This window comes from Burkholderia sp. PR2, from assembly GCF_052372875.1.
Lineage (GTDB): Bacteria > Pseudomonadota > Gammaproteobacteria > Burkholderiales > Burkholderiaceae > Burkholderia > Burkholderia diffusa.
Window position 1 is genome coordinate 2042786 of sequence record NZ_JBQRWH010000001.1, and the last position, 22770, is coordinate 2065555.

21 protein-coding genes are annotated in these 22770 nt (G+C 63.8%); 15 read left to right on the plus strand and 6 right to left on the minus strand.

All coding sequences use genetic code 11. The features are described from left to right. Positions 1-59: 59 nt before the first annotated feature. Positions 60-1010, plus strand: coding sequence for a LysR family transcriptional regulator (locus tag ACT2FV_RS08945; RefSeq protein WP_151048253.1), 951 nt, complete (start codon positions 60-62; stop codon positions 1008-1010). Positions 1011-1499: 489 nt separating this feature from the next. After that, positions 1500-3128 carry an NADP-dependent glyceraldehyde-3-phosphate dehydrogenase gene (locus ACT2FV_RS08950; RefSeq protein ID WP_444503676.1) on the plus strand — a complete coding sequence of 543 codons (1629 nt, stop codon included), beginning with the start codon at positions 1500-1502 and terminating at the stop codon, positions 3126-3128. 79 nt (positions 3129-3207) lie between these two features. Here the strand turns inward: ACT2FV_RS08950 and ACT2FV_RS08955 are convergent, their stop codons facing one another. After that, the gene (locus ACT2FV_RS08955; RefSeq protein ID WP_151048255.1) at positions 3208-3840 is read right to left on the minus strand and encodes a LysE family translocator; all 633 of its coding nucleotides are present in this window, start codon (positions 3838-3840) and stop codon (positions 3208-3210) included. A gap of 620 nt (positions 3841-4460) precedes the next feature. On the opposite strand from ACT2FV_RS08955, the gene ACT2FV_RS08960 reads away from it, so the two are divergent. Next, entirely contained in the window at positions 4461-4784 is a 324-nt protein-coding gene (locus ACT2FV_RS08960) for a hypothetical protein (RefSeq protein WP_059601050.1), read from the plus strand. Positions 4785-4820: 36 nt separating this feature from the next. On the opposite strand, the gene ACT2FV_RS08965 is transcribed toward ACT2FV_RS08960, so the two are convergent. After that, on the minus strand, positions 4821-6056 hold the full coding sequence (locus tag ACT2FV_RS08965) for an NADH:flavin oxidoreductase/NADH oxidase family protein (protein WP_151048257.1): 1236 nt from the start codon (positions 6054-6056) through the stop codon (positions 4821-4823). Between the two features lie 82 nt (positions 6057-6138). On the opposite strand from ACT2FV_RS08965, the gene ACT2FV_RS08970 reads away from it, so the two are divergent. Then, positions 6139-6600, plus strand: coding sequence for a MerR family transcriptional regulator (locus ACT2FV_RS08970; RefSeq protein WP_151048259.1), 462 nt, complete (start codon positions 6139-6141; stop codon positions 6598-6600). A gap of 262 nt (positions 6601-6862) precedes the next feature. Beyond that, positions 6863-7183: a DUF1330 domain-containing protein gene (locus tag ACT2FV_RS08975; protein ID WP_444503677.1), complete on the plus strand. Its 321-nt coding sequence runs from the start codon at positions 6863-6865 to the stop codon at positions 7181-7183. A 28-nt stretch (positions 7184-7211) separates the two neighbouring features. Here ACT2FV_RS08975 and ACT2FV_RS08980 read toward each other — a convergent pair whose 3' ends face one another. Continuing rightward, entirely contained in the window at positions 7212-8048 is an 837-nt protein-coding gene (locus ACT2FV_RS08980) for an NAD-dependent epimerase/dehydratase family protein (RefSeq protein ID WP_059681075.1), read from the minus strand. A 102-nt stretch (positions 8049-8150) separates the two neighbouring features. Here ACT2FV_RS08980 and ACT2FV_RS08985 point away from each other — a divergent pair, with 102 nt between their 5' ends. Beyond that, entirely contained in the window at positions 8151-9254 is a 1104-nt protein-coding gene (locus ACT2FV_RS08985) for a LacI family DNA-binding transcriptional regulator (protein ID WP_444503678.1), read from the plus strand. 111 nt (positions 9255-9365) lie between these two features. On the opposite strand, the gene ACT2FV_RS08990 is transcribed toward ACT2FV_RS08985, so the two are convergent. Further along, the gene (locus ACT2FV_RS08990; protein WP_151048263.1) at positions 9366-10658 is read right to left on the minus strand and encodes an MFS transporter; all 1293 of its coding nucleotides are present in this window, start codon (positions 10656-10658) and stop codon (positions 9366-9368) included. Between the two features lie 341 nt (positions 10659-10999). On the opposite strand from ACT2FV_RS08990, the gene ACT2FV_RS08995 reads away from it, so the two are divergent. Next, positions 11000-12478, plus strand: a complete 1479-nt coding sequence (locus ACT2FV_RS08995) for a DNA-3-methyladenine glycosylase 2 family protein (RefSeq protein WP_444503679.1) — start codon at positions 11000-11002, stop codon at positions 12476-12478. Continuing rightward, positions 12475-13008 carry a methylated-DNA--[protein]-cysteine S-methyltransferase gene (locus ACT2FV_RS09000; RefSeq protein ID WP_444503680.1) on the plus strand — a complete coding sequence of 178 codons (534 nt, stop codon included), beginning with the start codon at positions 12475-12477 and terminating at the stop codon, positions 13006-13008. The genes ACT2FV_RS08995 and ACT2FV_RS09000 overlap by 4 nt, the downstream gene beginning before the upstream one ends. A 36-nt stretch (positions 13009-13044) precedes the next feature. Here the strand turns inward: ACT2FV_RS09000 and ACT2FV_RS09005 are convergent, their stop codons facing one another. Continuing rightward, on the minus strand, positions 13045-13542 hold the full coding sequence (locus ACT2FV_RS09005; RefSeq protein ID WP_124620658.1) for an Lrp/AsnC family transcriptional regulator: 498 nt from the start codon (positions 13540-13542) through the stop codon (positions 13045-13047). 157 nt (positions 13543-13699) lie between these two features. Between ACT2FV_RS09005 and glmS the strand changes: the two genes are divergently transcribed. The 7 genes from glmS (at position 13700) to ACT2FV_RS09040 (ending at position 22221) form a co-directional block, all read left to right on the plus strand. After that, positions 13700-15529, plus strand: coding sequence for a glutamine--fructose-6-phosphate transaminase (isomerizing) (gene glmS / locus ACT2FV_RS09010; RefSeq protein ID WP_444503681.1), 1830 nt, complete (start codon positions 13700-13702; stop codon positions 15527-15529). Between the two features lie 640 nt (positions 15530-16169). Beyond that, a complete protein-coding gene (locus ACT2FV_RS09015; protein WP_444503682.1) occupies positions 16170-16508 on the plus strand; it encodes a helix-turn-helix domain-containing protein in 339 nt (112 codons plus the stop codon). 18 nt (positions 16509-16526) lie between these two features. After that, positions 16527-17057, plus strand: coding sequence for a hypothetical protein (locus tag ACT2FV_RS09020; protein WP_444503683.1), 531 nt, complete (start codon positions 16527-16529; stop codon positions 17055-17057). Between the two features lie 523 nt (positions 17058-17580). Then, complete coding sequence (locus ACT2FV_RS09025; RefSeq protein WP_444503684.1) at positions 17581-18513, plus strand: hypothetical protein; 933 nt, start codon at positions 17581-17583, stop codon at positions 18511-18513. Further along, a complete protein-coding gene (locus tag ACT2FV_RS09030; protein ID WP_444503685.1) occupies positions 18513-18953 on the plus strand; it encodes a hypothetical protein in 441 nt (146 codons plus the stop codon). The genes ACT2FV_RS09025 and ACT2FV_RS09030 overlap by 1 nt, the downstream gene beginning before the upstream one ends. 1 nt (position 18954) lies before the next feature. Next, positions 18955-21015, plus strand: a complete 2061-nt coding sequence (locus tag ACT2FV_RS09035; protein ID WP_444503686.1) for an AAA family ATPase — start codon at positions 18955-18957, stop codon at positions 21013-21015. Between the two features lie 90 nt (positions 21016-21105). Further along, positions 21106-22221 carry a hypothetical protein gene (locus ACT2FV_RS09040; protein ID WP_444503687.1) on the plus strand — a complete coding sequence of 372 codons (1116 nt, stop codon included), beginning with the start codon at positions 21106-21108 and terminating at the stop codon, positions 22219-22221. Positions 22222-22289: 68 nt separating this feature from the next. Here the strand turns inward: ACT2FV_RS09040 and ACT2FV_RS09045 are convergent, their stop codons facing one another. After that, positions 22290-22508 (minus strand): hypothetical protein, encoded by a 219-nt coding sequence (locus ACT2FV_RS09045; protein WP_444503688.1) that lies wholly within the window; start codon positions 22506-22508, stop codon positions 22290-22292. Positions 22509-22770: the final 262 nt, after the last annotated feature.

The window sequence follows — 22770 nt, forward strand, 5'->3', positions numbered from 1 at the left end:
TCCGCACTCGTCCTCCGGCCCGCCGCGGGCGGGTCCGTTCGTCAGACAAAACGAGCATCATGCGCAAATTCAAGATCCCCAACATGGGTGCGCTCGTGGCTTTCGAAGCCGCGGCGCGCCACGAGAGCTTCACGCACGCGGCCAAGGAACTGTTCCTGACCGAAAGCGCGGTATCGCGGCAGATCGCGACGCTCGAGGCAAGCCTCGGCGTGCGGCTGTTCGCGCGCGTGAAACAGCGCGTCGTGCTGACGCGCGCCGGCAAACTGTACGGCACGCAGGTGCGGCGCGCGCTGGAGGCGCTCGATCGCGACACGCTGTCGATCATCGCGCACGGCAGCGGCGGCGGCTACCTGGAGCTCGCGGTGCTGCCGACCTTCGCGTCGCACTGGCTGATCCCGCGCATCAAGAGCTTCTATGACCGCACGCCGGACGTGCGCGTGAACATGGGCAGCCGCACCGACCTGTTCTCGTTCGAGGACACGCACTTCGAAGCCGCGATCCACTACGGCAAGCCGACCTGGCCCGGCACGTCGTCCGATTACCTGTTCGGCGAGGAAGTCGTGCCGATCTGCTCGCCCGCGCTACTCGACGGGCCGGTCGAACGCGTGGAGGATATGCTCGCCTATCCGCTGCTGCACTCGACCACGCGTCCCGGCGCCTGGGCGCAATGGTTCGAGACGCACGGCATCGAGGACATCCGCACGATGCAGGGCGTGCGCTACGAGTTGCACACGATGCTGATCAGCGCGGCCGCGGCCGGGCTCGGGATCGCGCTGGTGCCGAAGTTCTTCGTCGAGGAGCAGTTGCAGCAGCTCGGCCTCGTCGTGCCGTGCGACGCGGCCACGGTTGGCGATTCGGCGTACTACCTCGTTTATCCGACGGAGCTCAGTCACAGCAAGCCGCTGGAGTCGTTTCGTGCATGGTTGCTGGAGCAGGCGAGCGCGTATGCGGCGCCGGGGCGGGACGAGAACGAAATGGAGGACGATGAAGACGACGAGGACGTCGAATAACGCGAGGCATCGCGAGGTCGGGCGACGCGGGTGGCCGGCTGCGAAAGTCCGGTGCGCGCCGGGCGGGCAACCCCGACCCGGCGCTCCGGGCAGCCGACCTCGCTTCGGCAGCGCGGCGGACCTTCTCTCATTTCTTCACTGCGTGTGTTTTCTCTCAGGTTCCGGGGCAATTTTTGCTTCGCCGCGCCGGGCCATTATCCGCCCAATCCGGCCGAAGTGAAACGTTTGCGCATGCGCCGGGCGACTTATACCCGCCATTCGGACACATTCCTTCAAATAGCTTACGTATCGTGCGATCGCGTTCGGCAAATCTTGCAATCGGTTCGGCGTTCCTTTTAAATGGAACTGGTTCCAGTCCGCGTTTCGGCCATGCCGCCGCGTGACGCCGCTTCGTCCGCGCGTCATGATGCCGATTCAGGTTCGAGGATCGTTCAGCTCAGGATTCCGCATCGCCCGTCCTTCCCGGACACCCCGTCAAACGAGACCGTCATGCCCGATTCCGCCTCCCTGCAGCAGCTGTTTCCCGCCTATCAAGACATCCCCGCCGAGTTCCGGCTCGCCGCGCCGATCCACCAGCGCGTGTCGCTGGTCGACGGCGAGTTGCGCCCGTGGGACGGCGCGACCAAGACCGTGCTGTCGCCCGTGTGCGTGCGCCAGCCGGACGGCAGCGTCGCGCAGACGGAGATCGGCAGTTATCCGGTGATGAGCGAGACGGAAAGCGATGCGGCGCTCGACGCCGCGGTGCGCGCGTACGACTCGGGCCGCGGCGAGTGGCCGACGATGAAGGTCGAGCAGCGCATCGCGTGCATGCAGGACTTCATCAAGCGGATGGTCGCGCAGCGCGAGCTGGTCGTGAACCTGATCATGTGGGAGATCGGCAAGAGCCTCGCCGATTCGCAGAAGGAGTTCGACCGCACCGTCACGTACATGACGCAGACGATCGACGCGCTGAAGGAGCTCGACAACGCGAACTCGCGCTTCGTGATCGCGGAAGGCACGATCGGCCAGATCCGCCGCACGCCGCTCGGCGTCGTGCTGTGCATGGGGCCGTACAACTATCCGCTGAACGAGACCTTCGCGACGCTGATCCCCGCGCTGCTGATGGGCAACACCGTGGTGTTCAAGCCGCCGCAGTACGGCACGCTGCTGTTCGAGCCGCTGCTCGAGGCGTTCCGCGACGCGTTCCCGAAAGGCGTGATCAATACGATCTACGCGCCGGGCGCGGTGGTCGTGCCGCACATGCTCGCGTCGGGCAAGATCAACGTGCTCGCGCTGATCGGCTCGAGCAAGGTCGCCGATCACCTGAAGAAGCAGCATCCGAAGTCGCACCGCCTGCGCGCGATCCTCGGCCTCGATGCGAAGAACGCGGCGATCGTGCTGCCCGACGCCGATCTCGATCTCACCGTGAAGGAGTGCCTGCTCGGCGCGCTGTCGTTCAATGGCCAGCGCTGTACCGCGCTGAAGATGCTGCTCGTGCATCGTTCGATCGTCGACGAATTCCTGAAGCGCTTCACCGCCGCGCTCGAGCAGCTGAAGATCGGCATGCCGTGGGAAAAAGGCGTCAGCATCACGCCGCTGCCGGGCATGCATCGCACCGCGTACATGACCGACGCGATCGACGACGCGAAGGCCAGGGGCGCGCAGGTCGTCAACCATTCGGGCGGCGAATTCAGCAAGACGCTGTTCTACCCGGCCGTCGTGTATCCGGTGTCCGAAGGGATGAAGCTGTATCGCGAGGAACAGTTCGGGCCGATCATTCCGGTCGCGCCGTTCGACGACGTGGAAACCGCGCTCGACTACGTGACGACGTCGGAGCACGGCCAGCAGGTCAGCATCTTCGGTTCCGATCCGGCGCAGATCGGCGCGCTCGTCGATCCGCTCGTCAACCAGGTGTGCCGCGTGAACATCAACTGCCAGTGCCAGCGCGGGCCGGACGTGTTCCCGTTCGCGGGGCGCAAGGATTCGGCGGAAGGCACGCTGTCGGTGACCGACGCGCTGCGTGCGTTCTCGATCCGCTCGATGGTCGCGGCGAAGCAGACCGACGGCAGCAAGCAGCTGCTCGATTCGATCGTGTCGGATCACTACTCGAAGTTCATCAACACGGGCTTCATTTTCTGAATCTGAAGCGCCGAAGCCGATCCGCCGCGTGTTCGCGCGGCGGATCGTTCGTCTGGCTGGACGCGTGCGGGTTGTCCGTTCACACGTTCGACGCCAGCAACCGGATCCCCGCCACGCCGAACACCACGGCAAGACACGCTTCCATCGCGCGGCGTCCGCGCACGTACAGCCGGCGTGCACCGTCCGTCGAGAACACCAGCGCATAGCCGCCGAACACCAGGCATCCAATCGCGATGCAGCCCGGCACGACGGCGCCGTGCGACGCGCCCGCGCCGTTCGACGACAGCGCGACGATCGACACCCACACCAGGATCGCTTTCGGATTCGTCAGATGCAGCATCGCGCCGCGTGCGTAGAAGCGCGACAGCTTCCGATCGGCCGTCGCCTTCGGCGTGGCGGCCGCCTTGGCCGACCACGCGGTGCGGCCCGACTTGAACGCGAGCCACAGCAGGTACACGCCGCCGAACAGCTTGATCGCGACCAGCAACTGCGACCAGGCGAGCAGCGCGGCCGACACGCCCAGCGCGGCCACCGCCGCCCAGAACATCGAGCCCGAGATGACGCCGAGCGCGAACGCGAGCGCCGCCTTGCGGCCGTGGTTCGCGGCGACCGACATGATCGCGAGATTGCTCGGGCCGGGGCTGACCGTACCGACGAAATAGGCCGTGTAGGCCAGCAGCAGATTCGCCGAGAAGAAGGCGTGGGCGCTCATGTCGAACCTCGCGGAGATGATGCGATGATTGTTCGCAAACACGACGCGGCTGCCCATGGACAGTTGTCCGGTTATTCGCTGGGCCAGTTGGGCGCCGCGCGTCCACAGGTTGCGCATGCATCCGGCGGGCCGCGAACGAGACGTCTCGGATATGAAACATCCGGCGCATCCATCGTGCGCTTTCATCGTGAGGCGGGTGACGCCGCGGCTCGCCGCGCGAGAGCGTCCCGACCTCGTGCCGACGCCGGGAGCGGCACCGGCACGCGCGAGACACGACATTCCCCGATTCGTCGACCGAAACACACGGCCGGTTTCAGCCCGGCGTTACGTTACATCGCTGAAGCATTTCATTCATCCGGCCCCTGTCGCGCTGCCGCTCGCGCTCGCGCGCAGCGTATGGATTCCCTTCTCGATTTTCCGTGCAAGCCAGTATCGGCGGGACGCGACGACCGCTGCCGCGCCCGGCGTCAACATTGCTCAACACTTGGATCGCGGGGCTGGTACGGAACGTGCATTCCCGTCGGATGACAGTCGCGCCACCGATCGGCGCGGACATGAACCCGGATCGGGACCCTCCATCGGACACGCCCGAACGATCCACGCAAGTTACGAGGCTCTTCATGGATGCGCTGCCCAACTCATCCGATACGTCGTTCCAGATCTTTCTCGCGAAACTGCTCGACCAGCCGCAGCCCGAGTGGACGGAAAAACAGCAGATGGAACTCGAGATGGCACGCACGCTGTCGACCCAGATGGTCCACTTCGCCGAAGGCATGCGCGGCGGCAACGCGGATCTCGCGCGCTGCCTCGTGCTGCTGCGCTACGCGAAGGTCCTCGACTTCATGCTGACGTCGCTCGCCGCGCACCGCGACATTCATCCGCAGACGCTGCGCACGCTGTTCCGGCTCGCGAACCTGAAGGTCGACGATGCGTATCCGGTGTGAGCGGGCATCGGGCAGTCCAACGCGGCGCCTTCGCGGCTAGCGCGCCGCCCGCCCGGCCATCCACTTGCGGTAACGCCGCGTCTGGCACTGCGCGGCGAGTTGCTGCGCCACCAGCGCGCGCAGCGGCGACACGCCCGGGTGCGTGCGCCGCCCGACACTCAACCTCGCGAGCTGGAACTTCACGACGGCCATGTTGGCCAGCGCACCCAGTGCCTTGTTCTTCCAGCGGATCGGCTGCAGCGCCGGCGCGCTGTCCTTGCCGGCCTGCCAGTCGCGCGGCAGGTTCGGCTCGATCGACAGCGCGGTCGCGATGCCGACCATCGCCACGCCGCTGGCGACCACCTGCTCGGCCACCGCGCGGCGCCGGATTCCGCCCGTGACCATCAGCGGCATGGCCGCGACGGCCGTGATGTCCCGTGCGAATTCGAGGAAATACGCTTCGCGGGCCAGCGTGCGCCCGTCGCGCGCCTCGCCCTGCATCGCCGGCACTTCGTAGCTGCCGCCCGACAGCTCGACGAGATCGACGCCGAGCGGATTCAACAGTTCGACGACGCGCTTCGCATCGTCCGCGCTGAAGCCGCCGCGCTGGAAGTCGGCCGAATTCAGCTTGACCGACACGACGAACGCCGGCGACACCGTCGCGCGCACGTCGCGCACGATGTCGAGCAGCAGCCGCGCGCGGTGCTCGATGCTGCCGCCCCACGCGTCCTGCCGGCGGTTCGTCAGCGGCGACAGGAACTGGCTCAGCAGATAACCATGCGCCGCATGGATCTGCACGCCGGTGAAGCCGCTTTGCTCGGCGAGCTGCGCGGCGCGCACGAAGCGCTGCCGCACGTCGACGATGTCGGCTTCCGTCATCTCCTTCGGCACCGGGAACTGCTTCGACAGTGCGCCGAGCGCGAGCGGCACGGCCGACGGCGCGAGCGTCGTCTGGCCGAGCGCCGCCTGCATCTGGCGCCCCGGATGGTTGATCTGCATCCACACGTGCGCGCCGCCGGAGCGCGCGACCTGCGCCCACCGCCGAAAGCGGTCGAGATGCGCGTCGCTGTCGAGCACGACGCCGTTCGGCCCCGTCATCGCGCGGCCGTCCACCATCACGTTGCCGGTCAGGATCAGGCCCGCCCGGCCGTCCGCCCACGCCTGGTACAGGCGCAGCAACGCGTCGGACGGCGCGTGGTCCGCATCGGCCATGTTCTCTTCCATCGCGGCCTTGGCGAGCCGGTTCGGGATCACCGCGCCATTGGGCAGTGTGAGGGGCGCAAACAGGTTCATGGTGAACATCCTCGATTGACGATGCCCAACCATAACTTTAAAGTCAGCTTCAAGGTCAAGCCCCCCCCCCTGGAGCACAAAGATGAAGATCGGCGAACTGGCGCGAACCAGCGGCATCGCGGCATCGCGCATCCGGTTCTACGAAGCGAGCGGCTTGCTCGAGCCGGCGCGCCGGCAGGCGAACGGCTATCGGGAATACGGGCCGGAAGCGCTGACGCGGCTCGCGATCATCGACCGCGCGCAGCGCGCGGGCTTCGCGCTCGACGAGATCCGCGCGGTGCTGCCGCCCGATCTCGGCGCGTGGCCGCGCGACGAACTGCTGCAGGCGTTGCGGAACAAGGTCGACGAAATCGCGCTGCTCGAACAGCGGCTCGCGCAGAACCGGCGCAACCTGCAGGCGCTGATCGACGAGATCGCGAACAAGCCCGCCGGCGAGGACTGCGCGGGCGCCGCGCAACGCATGCTCGACAAGCTGTGCAAGGAAGCCGCCGAGTCGGAGCCGGAACCTGTGCCGCACCCGCGGCCGATCCGCAAGCACGCGTGAGTGCGTCGCGCGCCCGATGTCCGTGACGTGCCGCACGCGGTGTGCGGCACGCGACACGCGACACGCGACACGCGACACGCGACACGCGACACGCGACACGCGACACGCGACACGCGGTATGCAGTATGCGCGGCCCACGCGCGGCCGGCATCGCGCACGGCCACATGAATGTGCTTACGTCGCAGGTAATCGACGCGCGCCGCCCGCGCGCCGATCATGGCTTCACCGATCGACGCATCGCGTCGACGCCACGGAGCCCGCCATGACCGCCTACGCCATCGCCCACCTGCACGACGTTGAAATGTGCGACGACATCGTCGAATACCTCGAACGCATCGACGGCACGCTCGCGCCGTTCGACGGTCATTTCGTGATTCACGGCGCGCGGCCCGACGTGCGCGAAGGCGTGTGGCGCGGCGACCTGATCGCGATCGCGTTTCCCGATCTCGATACAGCGCGCACGTGGTACGAATCGGATGCTTACCGGCAGATCCAGCCGCTGCGCGCGCGGCACGCGAGCGGCCCGTTGATCCTGATCGACGGCGTGGACGAACGGCACAAGGCGACGGACATCCTGCGCTGATCCGCGACGCCGGCGGCGCCTGCGATCCTTACTTCGCGTTGCGCTCCATCGGCTCGCCCACGACGAACCCGCCGCCCTGGAACCGCTGCGCGGGATCGTCGTAGTCGGCGGTCGGCGCCGTCACCGGGAACAACCCGGCGAACTGCTCGGAGCTGTCGCGCGGGCGGAAGCCGAGGAAGCCGGCCTTCGTGTTGTCCCACCATTTCACCGGGTTGTCCGACGCGCCGTACACGATCGCATGGCCGACGCGGTTCGTCAGCAGCGAACAGCGCACCAGCTCGATGAAGTCGCGATAGCTGAGGAACGTCACGAGCATGCGCGGATTCTTCGGCACTTCGAACGACGAACCGATCCGCAGGCACACCGTCTCGATCCCGAAGCGATCGAAGTAGTAGCGCGACAGCGATTCGCCGAAGCACTTCGTCACGCCATACAGGCTGTCGGGGCGCAGCGGCGAATCGGCGTCGAGCACTTCCGTGACCGGATGAAAACCGATCGCATGGTTCGAGCTCGCGAACACGACGCGCTTCACACCATGCTTGCGCGCGGCTTCGTACAGGTTGTACGTGCCGGTGATGTTCGCATCGACGAGATCGTCGAACGGCGCGTCGACCGAAATGCCGCCGAGGTGGACGATCGCGTCGACACCGTCGACGAGCGCCATCACCGCCGGCCGGTCCGCCAGATCGACGACCCGGATTTCCTCGTGCGGGGCCGCGTCGTCCAGCGCGGCAATGTCGCTCACGCGCACGATGTCGGCCCAGCTCGCCAGCGCGCCGCGCACCTGACGGCCAAGGTTGCCGGCCGCGCCGGTCAGCAGCAGGCGCCCGAACGGCTTGCGTGCGCCGGTGGATGTGGCGTTCATCGAATCTCCTTGAATCTGTTCTGAAGTGTCCTGGACGTCGTCCGAATCCGACGGAATCGGAAAACGTTTTCCAACTATACGCGGGACAAAAGCCGAACGTCAATGGTCGAATCTGCCCGCAGCTATCCGCACTTTCCCGATATCGGTCGGTGGCCGGACGCCGGCTTTTTCTGCCACAATCCGGTGCAAGCGAACGAAAACGTTACCCTTCCGATGAAAAAAGTTTCCCCGACGATCCGCGACGTGGCGGCGGAAGCCGGTGTGTCGGTCGCGACGGTATCCAAGTACGTAAACGGCACGCAACGCTTTTCGCCAACCGTCGAAGCGCGGCTGAAGGAAGCGATCGAGCGGCTCGGCTACCGTTCGAACCCGCTCGCGCGCTCGATGATCACCGGGCGCACGCGCACCATCGGCCTCGTGATCCTCGACATCAGCAACCCGCACTTCACGAACGTCGTCAAGGGCGCGAACCGCGTCGCGCTCCAGCACGACTACACGCTGCTGCTCGTCGATACCGAAGAGAACCAGGCGCGCGAACGCTCGCTGATCGAGGCGCTCGCGCAGCGCGTCGACGGGCTGATCGTCAGCACGCGGATGCCCGACGACCAGGCCGGCTGGATGCTCGACCTGCACAAGCCGCTCGTGCTGCTCAGGCGCAGCCCCGGCCTGCCGATTCCGAGCGTCGGCATCGACAACCGGCTCGCGACCTACATGCTCGCGCGCCACCTGCTCAATCTCGGCCATACGCGCATCGCGTACCTCGGTTTCGGCCCCGCGCGCGTCAACGACGAACGGATCCAGGGCGCGCGCGACTGTCTCGCCGAAGCGGGGCTCACGCTCGACGTGCACGATGCGCATGCGCCGACCGCCGAAGCCGGCGAGCGCGCATGCTCGCGCGTGATGCTCGGCCCGAACCGTCCGCAAGCCGTGATCTGCTACAACGACCTGATCGCGCTCGGCTTCATGAAGGAAGCCGCGTCGCTCGGGTTCCGGCTGCCGCAGGACGTGTCCGTCGCCGGCGTCGACAACGTGCCGTACGGCGAATACGCGGCACCCGCGCTCACCACCATCGACATCCAGAGCGAGAACATGGGCGAGCTCGCGATGCAGAAACTGATCGACGCGCTCGCCGGGCGCACCGACGCCAGCTATTCGACGTTCGAGCCGCGACTGATCATGCGTGCGTCGACGGCCGCGGCCGGTTGAATTGCGCAGTCGCATCCGCCGCCTGCCGCCTCTTCGTCGTCACTTCGTCGCTGTGCATCTCAAATAAAAACGCGCCGCCTCCGGGCGGCGCGTTCGTTTGCCGGCACGCGATCAAGCGTCGAGCTTCGCTGGCTTCATCTTCGGCGTGAGCACGTGCATGACCGCCAGCGCGAGCAGGTAGGCCAGCGCGCCGATCGCGAACAGCACCCAGTAGTGGCCCGTGCGTTGCAGCACCTGGCCGATCACTTCCGAGAACAGCACGCCGCCGATCGAACCGGCCATCCCGCCGATGCCGACAACCGACGCGACCGCGCGGCGCGGGAACAGGTCGGACGCCGTCGTGAACAGGTTCGCCGACCAGCCCTGGTGCGCGGCGGCCGCGAGGCCGACGATCAGCACCGCGCCCCACAGGCTCTGCACCTGCGACACGAACGCGATCGGCAGCACGCAGCAGGCGCAGATCAGCATCGCCGTCTTGCGCGCGCCGTTCACGCTCCAGCCCGCGCGCAACAGCATCGACGACAGCCAGCCACCGCCGATGCTGCCGACCGTCGTCAGCGCATAGATGCACACGAGCGGCAGGCCGATGTGCTGCATGTCCATCCCGCGCGACTCGTTGAGCCACTTCGGCAGCCAGAACAGGTAGAACCACCACACGGGGTCGGTCAGGAACTTGCCGATCAGGAACGCCCACGTCTCGCGCTTGCGGATCAGTTCGCCCCAGCGCGGCGCACCGGCATCCGCGTTCGCCGCGTCGAGCGCTTCGGCTTCGTCGCGCGGCTCGTCGTATTCCGCGGCGAGCGCGCGCGTGTCGGCCGTGCGATACATCACCAGCCAGACCGCGAGCCACACGATGCCGATCGCGCCGATGATCACGAATGCCGCGCGCCATCCGTAAGCCACCGCGATCGCCGGGATGATCGCCGGCGCGAACACCGCGCCGATGTTCGCGCCCGAGTTGAAGATACCGGTGGCAAGCGCGCGCTCGCGACGCGGAAACCATTCGGCCGTCGTCTTGATCGCGGCCGGGAAGTTGCCGCCCTCGCCGATCCCGAGCAGCGCGCGCACGGCCGCGAAGCCCATCACCGAACCGACCGCCGCGTGCAGCATCGCCGCGATGCTCCACACCAGCATCGCGACCGCATACGAGATGCGCGTGCCGAGCCAGTCGACGATGCGCCCGAAGCCGAGCAGGCCGATCGCGTAGAACGCGGAAAACGCCATCACGATGCGGCCGTACTGCACCTGGCTCCAGCCGATGTCGTGCTGAAGCATCGGCGCGAGCAGGCCGAGGATCTGTCGATCCATGTAGTTGATGACGGTCGCGAAGAACAGCAGCGCACAGACGGTCCAGCGGTAGCGGCTGGCGGCCGCGCGCACCGCGCCGACGACGGCAGATTGCATGAGTGTCTCCGATGCGCGGCCGCGCCCGTCGCGCCGCTGGATGTTGTCTGTCCGTGACCGGCGACGGGCGCCGGACCGGACGGCGGCCCGCCCCTTGCGTGGCACGGCCGCTCGTCCGTCGAGTTCTGGAAAACGTTTTTCAAAGGATAGGGCTTGGCCCGGTACCGTGTCAGTCGGGGATTTCGATGAGTCATCTCAAATCCGGCCGCGCAAAAAAGACGACTGTTTCGCAAAGTGGCATTAACCGTTTTTTCGGGAATTCCCCGTGTGCGAAAGGGGGCCATGACGCGAGCCGGCGCGTCGATACACATGTCCGATTCCAGCCGGAATCGGCAGCACGGATGGTTTACAGTCGTCTCATGCACCTCGATCCAGACACCTGCTACGACGCCCTGCTTTCGCGGAACCGCCGCTTCGACGGCTGGTTCTTCGTCGGTGTGTCGACGACTGGCGTGTATTGCCGCCCCGTTTGCCCGGTGAAACCACCGAAGGCGCGGAACTGCAGTTATTACCCGACCGCCGCCGCCGCGGAGAAAGCCGGCTTTCGGCCGTGCATGCGGTGCCGCCCCGAGCTCGCACCGGGCCACGGGCTGCTCGACCTGTCCGGCAATCTCGCCGACGCAGCCGCCTCGCTGATCGAGGACGGTTTCCTGAACGCGCATTCCGTCGATGCGCTCGCGCGGCGAGTCGGCGTGACCGAGCGCCATCTGCGCCGAATCTTCGCCGCGCAGTTCGGCGTGTCGCCGGTCGAATTCGCGCAGACGCACCGTCTGCTGATGGCCAAGCGCCTCCTGACCGACACCGCGCTGCCGGTGGCCGTGGTTGCCTCGACTGCCGGGTTCGGCAGCGTACGACGCTTCAACGATTTGTTCCGCCAGCGCTACGGTCTCAATCCGCTGCGCCTGCGCAAGGGCGCCGGCGCATCCGCCAGCGGCGACATGACCTTCCCGCTACCATACCGGCCGCCGTTCGCTTGGGCCGAATTGATGCGCTTCCTCGCGCAGCGGCAGGTCGACGGCGTCGAGCGTATCGATGCGCACGGCTATGCCCGCGTCGTCGCCCTGCCGAACGGGCACGGCGACGCTCAGGTGACAGGCTGGCTGTCCGTCACGCACGTGCCGCAGCGGTTCGCGCTCGCGGTGACCGTGTCGCCCGCGCTGACGCCCGTCGTCCCGGCCGTGCTCGCGCGCGTGCGGCGGCTGTTCGATCTCGACAGCCGCCCCGACGTGATCGACGCGCATCTGGGCGAACTCGCGGACGGCTCGCCCGGCCTGCGCGTGCCCGGCGCGTTCGACGGGCTCGAGATCGCGATTCGTGCGATCGCGGGCGAACGATTGGCTGCGATGCAGGCAGGCGCCGTGCTGGCGCGTGTGGCCGAACGCTTCGGCACGCCGGTGGACCACGCACCGCCGGGGCTCACGCATGCGTTGCCTTCCGCCGCGACGCTGGCGAGGGTGCCGCCGGCGGCGCTCGAAGCAATCGGCGCGACGCGTGATGCGGCGCGGGCGATCGTGTCGCTCGCACGTGCAGTCGCCGACGGCACGCTCGCGCTCGAACCGATGGCGCCGCTCGATGCGACGCTCGCTGCGTTGCGCGCGCTGCCCGGCTTCGACGAACGCGCGGTGCAGTATGTCGCGATGCGTGCGATGGCCTGGCCGAACGCGTTCCCCGCAGACGACGCGTGGCTTGCGCCGCGCGCCGCCGCCACCGAGCGTCCGCGCAGCATCGCATCATCGGCGCCGCAAGCGGTGCGCTGGGCGCCATGGCGCGCGTATGCCGCACTGCATGTGTGGCGCCTTCATGGAGAAGCTTCGCGATGACTCCCGCTCATCTGATTCCGAGCCCGCTGGGCGACATCGCCATCCGTATCGAAGACGATGCCCTGACGGGCCTCTTCTTCGTCGGCCAGAAATACTATCCATCGCTCGGGATCGCACCGGATGCGGACGTACGCAACGCGTCGCCGCTCGCGCGCAAGGTTGCCGAAGAAGTCGCCGAATATTTCGCCGGCACGCGCGAAACCTTCTCGGTGCCCATTCATCTGCGCGGCACCGCGTTTCAGCGCAGCGTGTGGAAGGAACTGCTCGCGATTCCGTTCGGCAAGCTCGTGTCGTACGGCGACATCACCGAACGCGTCGGGCTGCCGATGAGTGCCGCGCGCGCCGTCGGCGGCGCGGTCGGCCGCAACCCGGTATCGATCATGGTGCCGTGCCATCGCGTGATCGGCGCGTCGGGCAGCCTGACCGGTTATGCAGGCGGCATCGATCGGAAACGCGCATTGTTGTCGCTCGAAGGCGCCGGGTTCGCGCGCGGCGAGCACCATCCGATGCAGCAGACGTTCGCGTTCTGATACCGCGCGTGTGCCGTTCGACGTGTGTCGTGCGGTCTAGGCGTCGCCGCGCTTGCGCATCGCATGCGTGACCCGCGCGTTCGCCTCGAACTTCGCGCGATGCGTCGAGAAGAACGTCCGCACGTTGCGGATATTCGATGCGCCGGTGAACAGCCGCCGCGCGAACGCGTCGTATTCGGCGACGTCGGCCAGATCGGCCACCACCACGAAATCCGGCCCCGGTGACACGCGATAGCACTGCGTGACCGCCGGCTCCGCGCACACGTAGGCCTCGAACGCGTCGTAGTCTTCCGCCGTCTGCCGGTCGAGGCTGATCTCGATCAACGCCGTGACGGCCGTGCCGATCGCGACCGGGTCAAGCACCGCAACCTGGCGGCGGATCACGCCCGCTTCCGTCAGCCGCCGCACGCGGCGCATGCACGTCGGCGGCGACGACAGCGCGCGCTCGGCGAGTTGCAGGTTCGACACCGATGCGTCGTCCTGCAGGATCGCGAGAATGCGCAGGTCGAGATCGTCGAGCGTGATGCCAGCCATCGGCGGCTCCTTCCGGTCAGGTTCGTGAAATTTAATTTCAACATGATAGCCGACGTCTCGTCTGCTTCATTTTCTTGTGTATTTTGAAATTTAATTCCACTCGACCGCTTCTACCATCGCTGTCACGGGTCCAGACAGGACATTTACGGAGCGCGATATGTGTGGAATTGTCGGGGCGGTGGCCCAGCGGGACATCCTGCCGAACCTCGTCGACGGGCTGAAGCGGCTCGAATACCGCGGCTACGACTCGTGCGGCGTCGTGGTCTATCGCGACCGTGCGCTGGCACGGGCGCGCAGCGTCGACCGCGTCGCCAACCTGCAGCGCGAGATCGCCGCGCACGCGCTGTCCGGCTACACCGGCATCGCGCATACGCGCTGGGCAACGCATGGCGCGCCCGTCACGCTCAACGCGCATCCGCACTTCTCGCCGAGCGACGACAACGCGCGCATCGCGCTGTCGCACAACGGCATCATCGAGAACTGCGATCAACTGCGCGCGGAATTGCAGACGCACGGTTACGTGTTCGCGAGCCAGACCGACAGCGAAGCGATCGCGCACCTGATCGACCACCTGTACGACGGCGACCTGTTCGACGCGGTGCGCCGCGCGGTCGCGCGGCTGCGCGGCAGCTATGCGATCGCGGTGATGTGCCGCGACGAACCGCACCGGATCGTCGGCGCGCGCGACGGGATGCCGCTCGTCGTCGGTGTCGGCGATGGCGAGAATTTCCTGGCGTCGGATGCGATCGCGTTGTCGGGCATCACCGATCGCATCGCTTACCTCGAGAATGGCGATGTCGCCGATATTCAGCTGCATCGCTACTGGATCGTCGATGCGGCCGGCCAGCGCGTCGAGCGCGCGGTGCAGCGGGTGGCCGCGCACAGCGGCGCGGCGGACCTCGGCTCGTATCGCTATTACATGCAGAAGGAAATCTTCGAGCAGCCGCAGGCGGTGGCCGATACGTTGCTCGATGTCGGGTCGATCATGCCCGAGCTGTTCGGCGACGGCGCGTGGCGCGTGTTCAACGACATCGACTCGGTGTTGCTGCTCGCGTGCGGCGGCAGTTATCACGCGGCGCTGACCGCGAAATACTGGATCGAGAGCATCGCGAAGCTGCCGGCGAGCGTCGAGATCGCGAGCGAGTTTCGCTATCGCGACAGCGTGCCGAATCCGCGCACGCTGGTCGTCGCGGTGTCGCAGAGCGGCGAGACGGCCGACGTGCTCGGCGCCGTGCATGTCGCGAAGCAGCGCGGGATGACGCATACGCTCGCGATCTGCAACGTCGCGACGAGTGCGCTGATGCGCGAATGCGTGCTGCAGTTCGTCACGCGCGCGGGGATCGAGATCGGGGTGGCTTCGACAAAGGCCTTTACGACGCAGCTCGTGGCGCTGTTCTTGCTGACTTTGTCACTGGCGCAGGTGCACGGGCGGTTGAGCGATGACGACGAGAAGGCGCATCTGCGTGCGCTGCGGCATCTGCCCGATGCGATGTCGAAGGTGCTCGCGCTGGAGCCGCAGATCATGGGCTGGTCGGAGCTGCTCGCGCGACGCGACAACATGCTGTTTCTCGGACGCGGGATGCACTATCCGATCGCGCTCGAAGGCGCGCTGAAGATGAAGGAGATTTCGTATATCCACGCGGAGGCTTATCCCGCAGGGGAGTTGAAGCATGGGCCGCTGGCGTTGGTCAGTAACGAAATGCCCGTCATTGCCGTGGCGCCGAATGACGTGCTTCTGGAAAAGCTCCGGTCGAACATGCACGAGGTCAGCGCGCGCAACGGCAGGCTTTTCGTGTTCGCGGATGTGGACTGCGGGTTGGTGCCGAGTGAGGGAATCGAGGTGATTCGGCTTAACGAGTACTACGGGCCGCTTTCGCCAATCCTGCATACGGTGCCGATGCAGTTGCTGGCCTATCACGCGGCGTTGGCGCGCGGGACGGATATCGATAAGCCGAGGAATCTTGCCAAGTCGGTGACGGTGGAGTGAGGGTGGCCGTGCGGTTTTTTTCGTTGGCAAGATGGATTAGAAGTCGTTACACAACGCCGAAATCTCGCCGAAGAAGCCGTTACACGCATCCAAGCAGTTGATTTTGCAACGTAAACACTTCTAATCCGTCGACACTGAAACGCCTGCTTTCGAAGGGGAAATCTCCGGAAAAGTGTCAGCGAATGAATTCGCCAAATGGGCGGACTGGGGCTTCGGCCCTAGTCCCTCGTTCCCGCTCCCACTGCTGTACGTCCTGTAGTCTCCGGCTTATAGCTATCCGCCAAATAAGCGGTCCCCCTCAGAAGTCCTCTCATCATCCCCTTCAATAGGAATCGCGCGTTGGAGCCCGAGCCCGCCGCATGGTGACGGCCTTGTGTATGGCAGTCGCCGACCTATTGCCTGCTCCTACTACCGCCTGCAGATAAGCTTCCCGACGAATCCGACTGCCGTTATGGGCCGAATGCGGAAGTCGCCTCCGCGCCTGAGCGTCACCCAATCGCAGTGCCTTCGGGCTGGTCCGTTTGCAGGTCGCCACCCATCAGGGTGACAAAAGTTTCATAAAAGATTCACATCGCAGCTAAAAGTATGCACTATGCCCAGATTGAGATACATTAACGGCTCCCTGTGTATGGAGGTAGTGATGACGACGAAACAGCTTCCACCGGTTACCGACCCGAGCTTCCGGTCTGCGTTGAAAGCAGCGAGGGAAAATATGCGTTTTTCGTATCGTGAGCTCGCACGACGTGCTGGCATTCATGCGGTGATGCCCTCTCGATATGAAAACGCGGATAGCGCAGATGCCACCCTGCCAAGTTTCGCCACATGGGAGAAGCTCAATGCGGCACTGTTCCCGACCGACCCCGAAGCGGCAGAGTCAATCACGTCGCCGGACGATGTGCGCCTGAAGGATGCCCCTGTAGAGGAAATCGTCGCCGAGCTAAAGCGTCGCGGCGCCGAGTCGGTCGCAATCAACTGGTAACCGCGAGGAGATAGTCAGATGAACAGCTTTGAGAACCTTAGTCCTGAGGACCGCAAACGCATGTCATTTCTGAAATCTCGCGATGACTGTACGCAGTTTGCGAAAAACGTCCACGATAAATACCCGCATCTCGTGCCTGCGGCACGTCAACGGTCGGTTGAAGTGCAGGTGAACGCCATGAGTCTCGACTCAGCATTGCTTCGCGATGTCTGGAGCGTCGTCTACGCGCAGGAAGAGGCTCTTTTCGTGAAGCACGGTAGACGCCTACGCGCGGGCAATACTCGCAAGGCCATCACGAATCGAGGCGAGCTTGGTGCTATCGCGTACATCGTGATGCAGCCCGGTAGCGAGAGCTTTGAGCTTTTGCGTTCTCTTGGATTGGGCGACTACACCTTCGAGGCAGTTGTGCTGCGACATCAGGAGCAATTCTCTTCCGACATTGTGGAAGCAGCCCGCCGCAAGCTTGATGGTCGGAGAGGCTCGGAACCGTGGACCACATCCGGAACAGTTCCGAATTCGGTGCCCCCTTCGGCACGTGCGACGACATAACTCTCGGCTGCGCGCGGCTGGGCGAGGGGGCGTGGAAGCTCGCGGCCACGGTCCGAGAGCGTTGGGGGCTCCCGCCCGCGCAAGTGCATCAGCATGGGGAAAACTCATTGAAAACACTACGAAACCGCATTTGGGAAGATGACCAATACGTCCAAAGTCGTCAGTCAGCTCCATCCGTCTGGTCCACGGCTACAGCAGCGAGCCCACCGCCGCCAGAATCGGGCAGCGCAACCACCTGACTCACGTGCGCTGAATCTTCGCGCGGAGCACCGACAGTGAGCACGCGGCACGCTTGCCATTGTTGCGGGCGCGCGAATACCACTGAAGCAAACTGCACTAACAGGTAGATTTTTCGATTAAGCGCACACATAATCGCCCGAAAGGTCAGACTTGCCTGCGCCAGTGTACGATGAGTGAACAGAATCGGGGTTCTCCAAGAACGTCTCAATAAGCCCGGTTCCACGGTCAAGCAGACCGCACGAGAACAGTCGTATCTGGACGATACATGTAGATTGGGGGCTTCGTGATACAAACCGATTTCGGGACTTTCGATGGCACGAGCTGGGAGCGCTTGTGCCAGTCGGCGTTCAAATTGAAATACGGACCGTCATATCAGCACATGCCAGCTTCGCCTGGTGACTTTGGAATCGAAGGTTGGACGACGGACGGTCTTGCGTTCCAATGCTACTGTCCAGAACGGCACTACACGCAGGAAGAGCTCTACGACAACATCCGCGACAAGATTACGCGCGACGTTGGCAAGCTCAAATCCTATGCGCAACAGATAGCCGACCGCATCGGCTCCACGAGGATTCGCAACTGGCTGTTTGTGACGCCGACGATAAACGACAACGAGCTCCACAAGCACGCCCGGAAGAAGGAAAAGGATGCCCGCAAATGGGAGCTCACCATCCTCACCGAAGACTTCAACATCTCGCTTCTGGACGCCGACTACTACTCCAGCGAGTTCGAGCAATGCCGGCGCAACGCGGGGACTGCTTTGCAGCTTGGCCCGGCGGTAGACAAGTCGATTGCCCTGCCGGAAGCTCCCGAAGAGTACGACAAGCTCATCGCTCGAAAGAACCGTATGCGCCTCAAATCGCGGCAGGCCAGCCCGACGTTTGAAGCCGAGCTGTCGGAATTCAACAAGCTTGTCCAAGGCAAATTCTTACGCTGCGACCACCACCTCGCCACGATTGAGCGGACGTCACCTCAGGCCTTTGCACAAGTCATTCGCGTCATTGGCCTCTACGCTGACGAGATGCAGGAACTCAAGTATTTCTGGACCGGCGAGCCCAACGAGCTGGTGGAATCGGTCAGAGCTGAACTTGGCACCCGACTGGAGAAAGAGCTCGGAGGTGTTGTCGGCTTCAGCGAAACGCGCACCCTTGCAGACCTCGTCGTCGCGCGCTGGCTCGCCGTATGCCAGCTCGACTTCTCGGAGCCGGTCCAATAATGGCAACCCTCGAGTTCAACGTTCGCCCGTCATCCGTACTTCCTGACCATCGACCGCTCTTCAAGATTACGCAGCTTCTGCTCGTCCTGTTGCTCGCGTCGCGCGGGCGCAAGTCCAGCCTCGTCAGGCTGCAGTTGTTCAACTGGGTCTTGAAAGACGACGCTCGAAGGGAAAAGCTCATTCGTGCCGCCAAGAGCCAGGAAATCGATTTTCCAGCTTGGGGCCTCGACCCGACCGTACAGACGGCGATGACTTTGGCCGCAGCAGATGGGCTCATCGACGCGACCGCCAAGACGGTGGTGCTGACGGACAAGGGCAGTTCATTCTGCCAGCGGGCTTTGGACGAACAGCTTTACGACGATGACGCCGCCTTCCTGCGCGGCCTCAAGACGTCTATTACCGAAAAAATGGTCGACAGTATCGTGGAGAAGTGGGTCTAGTATGCTCATCCGTGGAATTGAAATTCGAATCATCAGCGACGGTGAGACCTTCGGCTTTCGTACACCGTTCAAGCAAGGCCTAAACATCATCAAAGGTCGTAACTCATCGGGGAAAAGTACCCTGGTGAACACCTTGATGTACGGTCTCGGGTTTGAAGAACTGGTTGGCGTAAAAGGTGAGCGCGCCCTGACATCGGCCGTGCGCGACAGCTTTCAGTTCGACGGCAAGACGCGAGTCATCAGCCAGTCCGCAGTCCTGGTAGAGGTCGAAAATGACTCGGGGAAAGTCGTCACGTTCCGGCGCCCTATCCGGAACGAAAGCAAACAGACCAGACTCGTCGAAGCATTTGACGGCGCTCTGATCACGAAGCCCGATGATGTTGTCGGCGAGCCCACGCCGCTCTTCCTGCACGACCCGGGCGCCGCGCAGTACGAGCGCGGGTTTCTGCGCTACCTCGAGACCTTCCTTGGCATGCAGTTGCCTCGCGTGCAATCCTCGGTGGGCGGTCTCACCCGGCTCTATCCGCAAGTCGTGGCCGCCGCGTTGTTCATCGAACAGAAACGCGGCTGGACCGACTACATAGCGAACATCCCGTTCTACCAAATCCTGGGTGCGCCGACTCGAGTTGTTCAGTACCTCTTGGGCCTCGACAACTTCAAGCTCGAGGAAGAGCGAGCGCTCAACGAGCAGCTCCTCAATCAACTGCAGGCTCGATGGACGGACAATCTCGCTGAGCTGCAGGCTGCTCTGCGCATGGTGGGCGTAACGGCTCAAGGCATTCCCAAGACGCTCCACAGGTCGTTTGAACCCGGCCACGCGACTCTCTGGGTGAGAATCGAATCGGAAGACGTTGCTGTATCGCAAGCTGTGTCGAATAAGACGGAGCAGTGGCACGTAATCGAGCGCCGCCGCAAAATCGGCCCGGCCTCGGCGACCCCGGATGTTATCGACCTGTTGAATGAGCAGACCGCCAAGCTGGACATGCTCATGGCGCGATATGAGACGCTATCTAGCGAAACCCGCCTGCGACAGAACACCTTGGTCGAGTTTCGGCAGCTCCTCCAACAGGCGGAGTCCGACCTTCGCAAAAACAAGACGACCCGGAAGCTGCACGACTTGGGCGCCAGTCTCCAGCTTCAATCTGCCGAAGGAAAGTGCCCCACTTGCGGCGCCAACATCGAGAACACTCTGCTCCCTCATACGGACGGCGTGACACCAATGGATTTGCAGCACAACATCGATTACCTCGAAGCTCAGCTGCGCATGCTCAAGGGGCAGATTGCTGGTCTGGAGAATATGGGCGAGCAATCCGCCGGCCACATCGCCGCGTTGGAGAGGGAGATAGCGCAGCAGCGAGCCTACGTCGTAAATCTTAGGAAGAACATCTCGCAATCGGACGCAACACTCGAAGCCGACGTCAGAAAGCAGATAACTCTCGAGCACGACATCCGCTCGATGCAGAGTGCGGAGTCCCGGCTGTCGACCTTTCTTGAGCGTGCTGAAGAGCTCGTGGACAAGCTTGTCGGCGCTGAGGAAGAGCGTGCGAAGTTCCCAAGCGACCTATACAGCAAGAGAGACCGCATCAAGATTTCGGTTCTCGAAAAGAACTTTCGCGCAAACGCATCGGCATTCAACTACACGAGCGCCGACATCCCGGAAGTCCAAATCAATGCAGGGACCTTGCTTCCGGCACTGGGTGACATCACGCTGCGTGAAGTTCTGAAGCGCAACGTGAAGTCCGAATCATCGGCGAGTGACTTTGTCCGGCTTATCTGGGCATTCCTGCTCGCGGTTTATCAAACGTCGGCGACACGGGACTATGCAGGGAATCACCCAAGCGTGTTGATGTTCGATGAGCCGGGTCAGCATTCGATGAGCGAGACGAGCCAGAAGGCGCTTGTGAACCTCATGAGCGGACTGAAGCAGTTGCAGAGCATTCTCGCCGCCTCATTCGATGAAAGCGTTGCAGTTTTCGACCGCGTGACAGAAGGCAGCCACTTTCACCTTATCGAGTTGCCCGAGAAGTTCATTAGCCCGATGCGACACAACGGTGCCATGTAGCCATACTGAGCGGCGGTGCCGGTGCCGGGGAGCAATGGCGCAAACTTGCGCCGGCGTGGCGCCGAGGCGCGATAGTGGGAGCCAATTTAGATGTCCATTGACTTGTTCGCCGACTTGGGCAAGCCTGATAGCGAGCTGCATCCGCAGTTTCTGTCATTGCGGGATGCACCCGGCTACGCTCCGGCACGTCAACTCATCAGACAGCTTCAGGAAGAGTTCTCCGACCCTGACGGCAACTTCGTCGAGCAGTTTCAGACCTTCGGCCTGGATGCCCGCACCTTCGAGTTCTTCCTTTCGGTGATGCTAAAGGACGCTGGCCACGAGTTGGACAGGAGCTTCGACCGCCCCGATTTCCTCATCACCAAGGATGGCGTGACTGCGGCCGTCGAGGCAGTGACCGCGAATCCGCAGGGGAACGGCGCCATCCGGCCGTATGAAGCAGTCCCCGACTTTAAGACGCTCCAACAGGCCACTGAGAGTCTTGAGCACACGACTCCCATCCGACTGGGAAGCCCGCTCTTCTCGAAGCTCAAGAAGAAATATTGGGAGCTTCCTCAGGTCGCGAACAAGCCACTGATTTTGGCCATTCAGGATTTCCACACGGCCGGCGCGCTGGCGACCTCCGACGTACCTTTGGTGCGATACCTGTACGGTCTCGGTCAAACTTGGCGGCACGACGAAGAAGGAAATCTTGTCATCGAAGGCCATCAACTCGAAGAGCACCAGCATGGCGACAAGCGCATACCGTCTGGCTTTTTCCGGCAGCCCGATGCGGAGCACATATCGGCCGTTTTGTTTTGCAACACGGGAACCATCCCCAAGTTCAACCGCATGGGTCATCAAGGCGCGTTCGTGGCGAAGGGTGTTCGGATGCTTCGATGGGGCTCCTGCTACCGGCACGACCCCAACGCGGCCGCTCCCCGGCCATTTGTCTACGAGGTAGGCGATGATGAGTGGCCCGCTGAGACCTGGCGGCAAGGAACCGTCCTGATTCGCAATCCGAATGCGCTTCAACCACTGCCCGAGAACTGGTTCGGCGCAGCGCTCGAGCACAAATTAGTAGATGGTGAAGTAAGGACTACGCTCTCCGAGCCTTTCTTGCCGTTCTTTTCGACCACGAACATCTTGATGAACGCTTCGCGTGGTGCCGTGAGAAAAATGGCGGAAGGAATTTATCGTTCGCTCACCTCTGTCCTACCGCCGTGAGCATTTGCCGGAAGGCCACGATGCGTGCGCCAAAACCGCTGGATTTGGTTGTGTGCAGTTGGCCCACGCTATCCGTGCGGGTCGACCCAAGCGCGTGCCCAGGACAGACCGGCTTCTTGCGCTTCTTCCTCGGTATCGAAGACGCCAAGAATTCCCAAGGCATCTACGAATTTCCGCTCCCGAGTAGTCGTTCCGCTCGCCGCATACCGCTCGGGCGCTAGAACCTCCTCTTGCTGCTCGATGGCGTGGCCCCATAGCACGTAACCTTTATAGGTAGCCTGCTGCATCGTCGTCGTGTTCCTATCGAGGTGTTTCGACCGGTTTCGCGCGAAACATGGTCGAAATGAATCGTTTCGCTTCTTCGCGGCTCTTCCTTCCTCGTAGGCCAAACAGCCGGGCCGCGAAGCTTGCATTCCGTCTCTTTCTGCTTCATTCCGAGGCTTCCCAAAATGATGCACTGCGTGCCAATGCGCACAAAATGCTAGGTTTCAAGAGCAAGGCACTATTGAGGATTTCAGGCCAGGATGTGCTTTTCCTGGCGCCATGTCG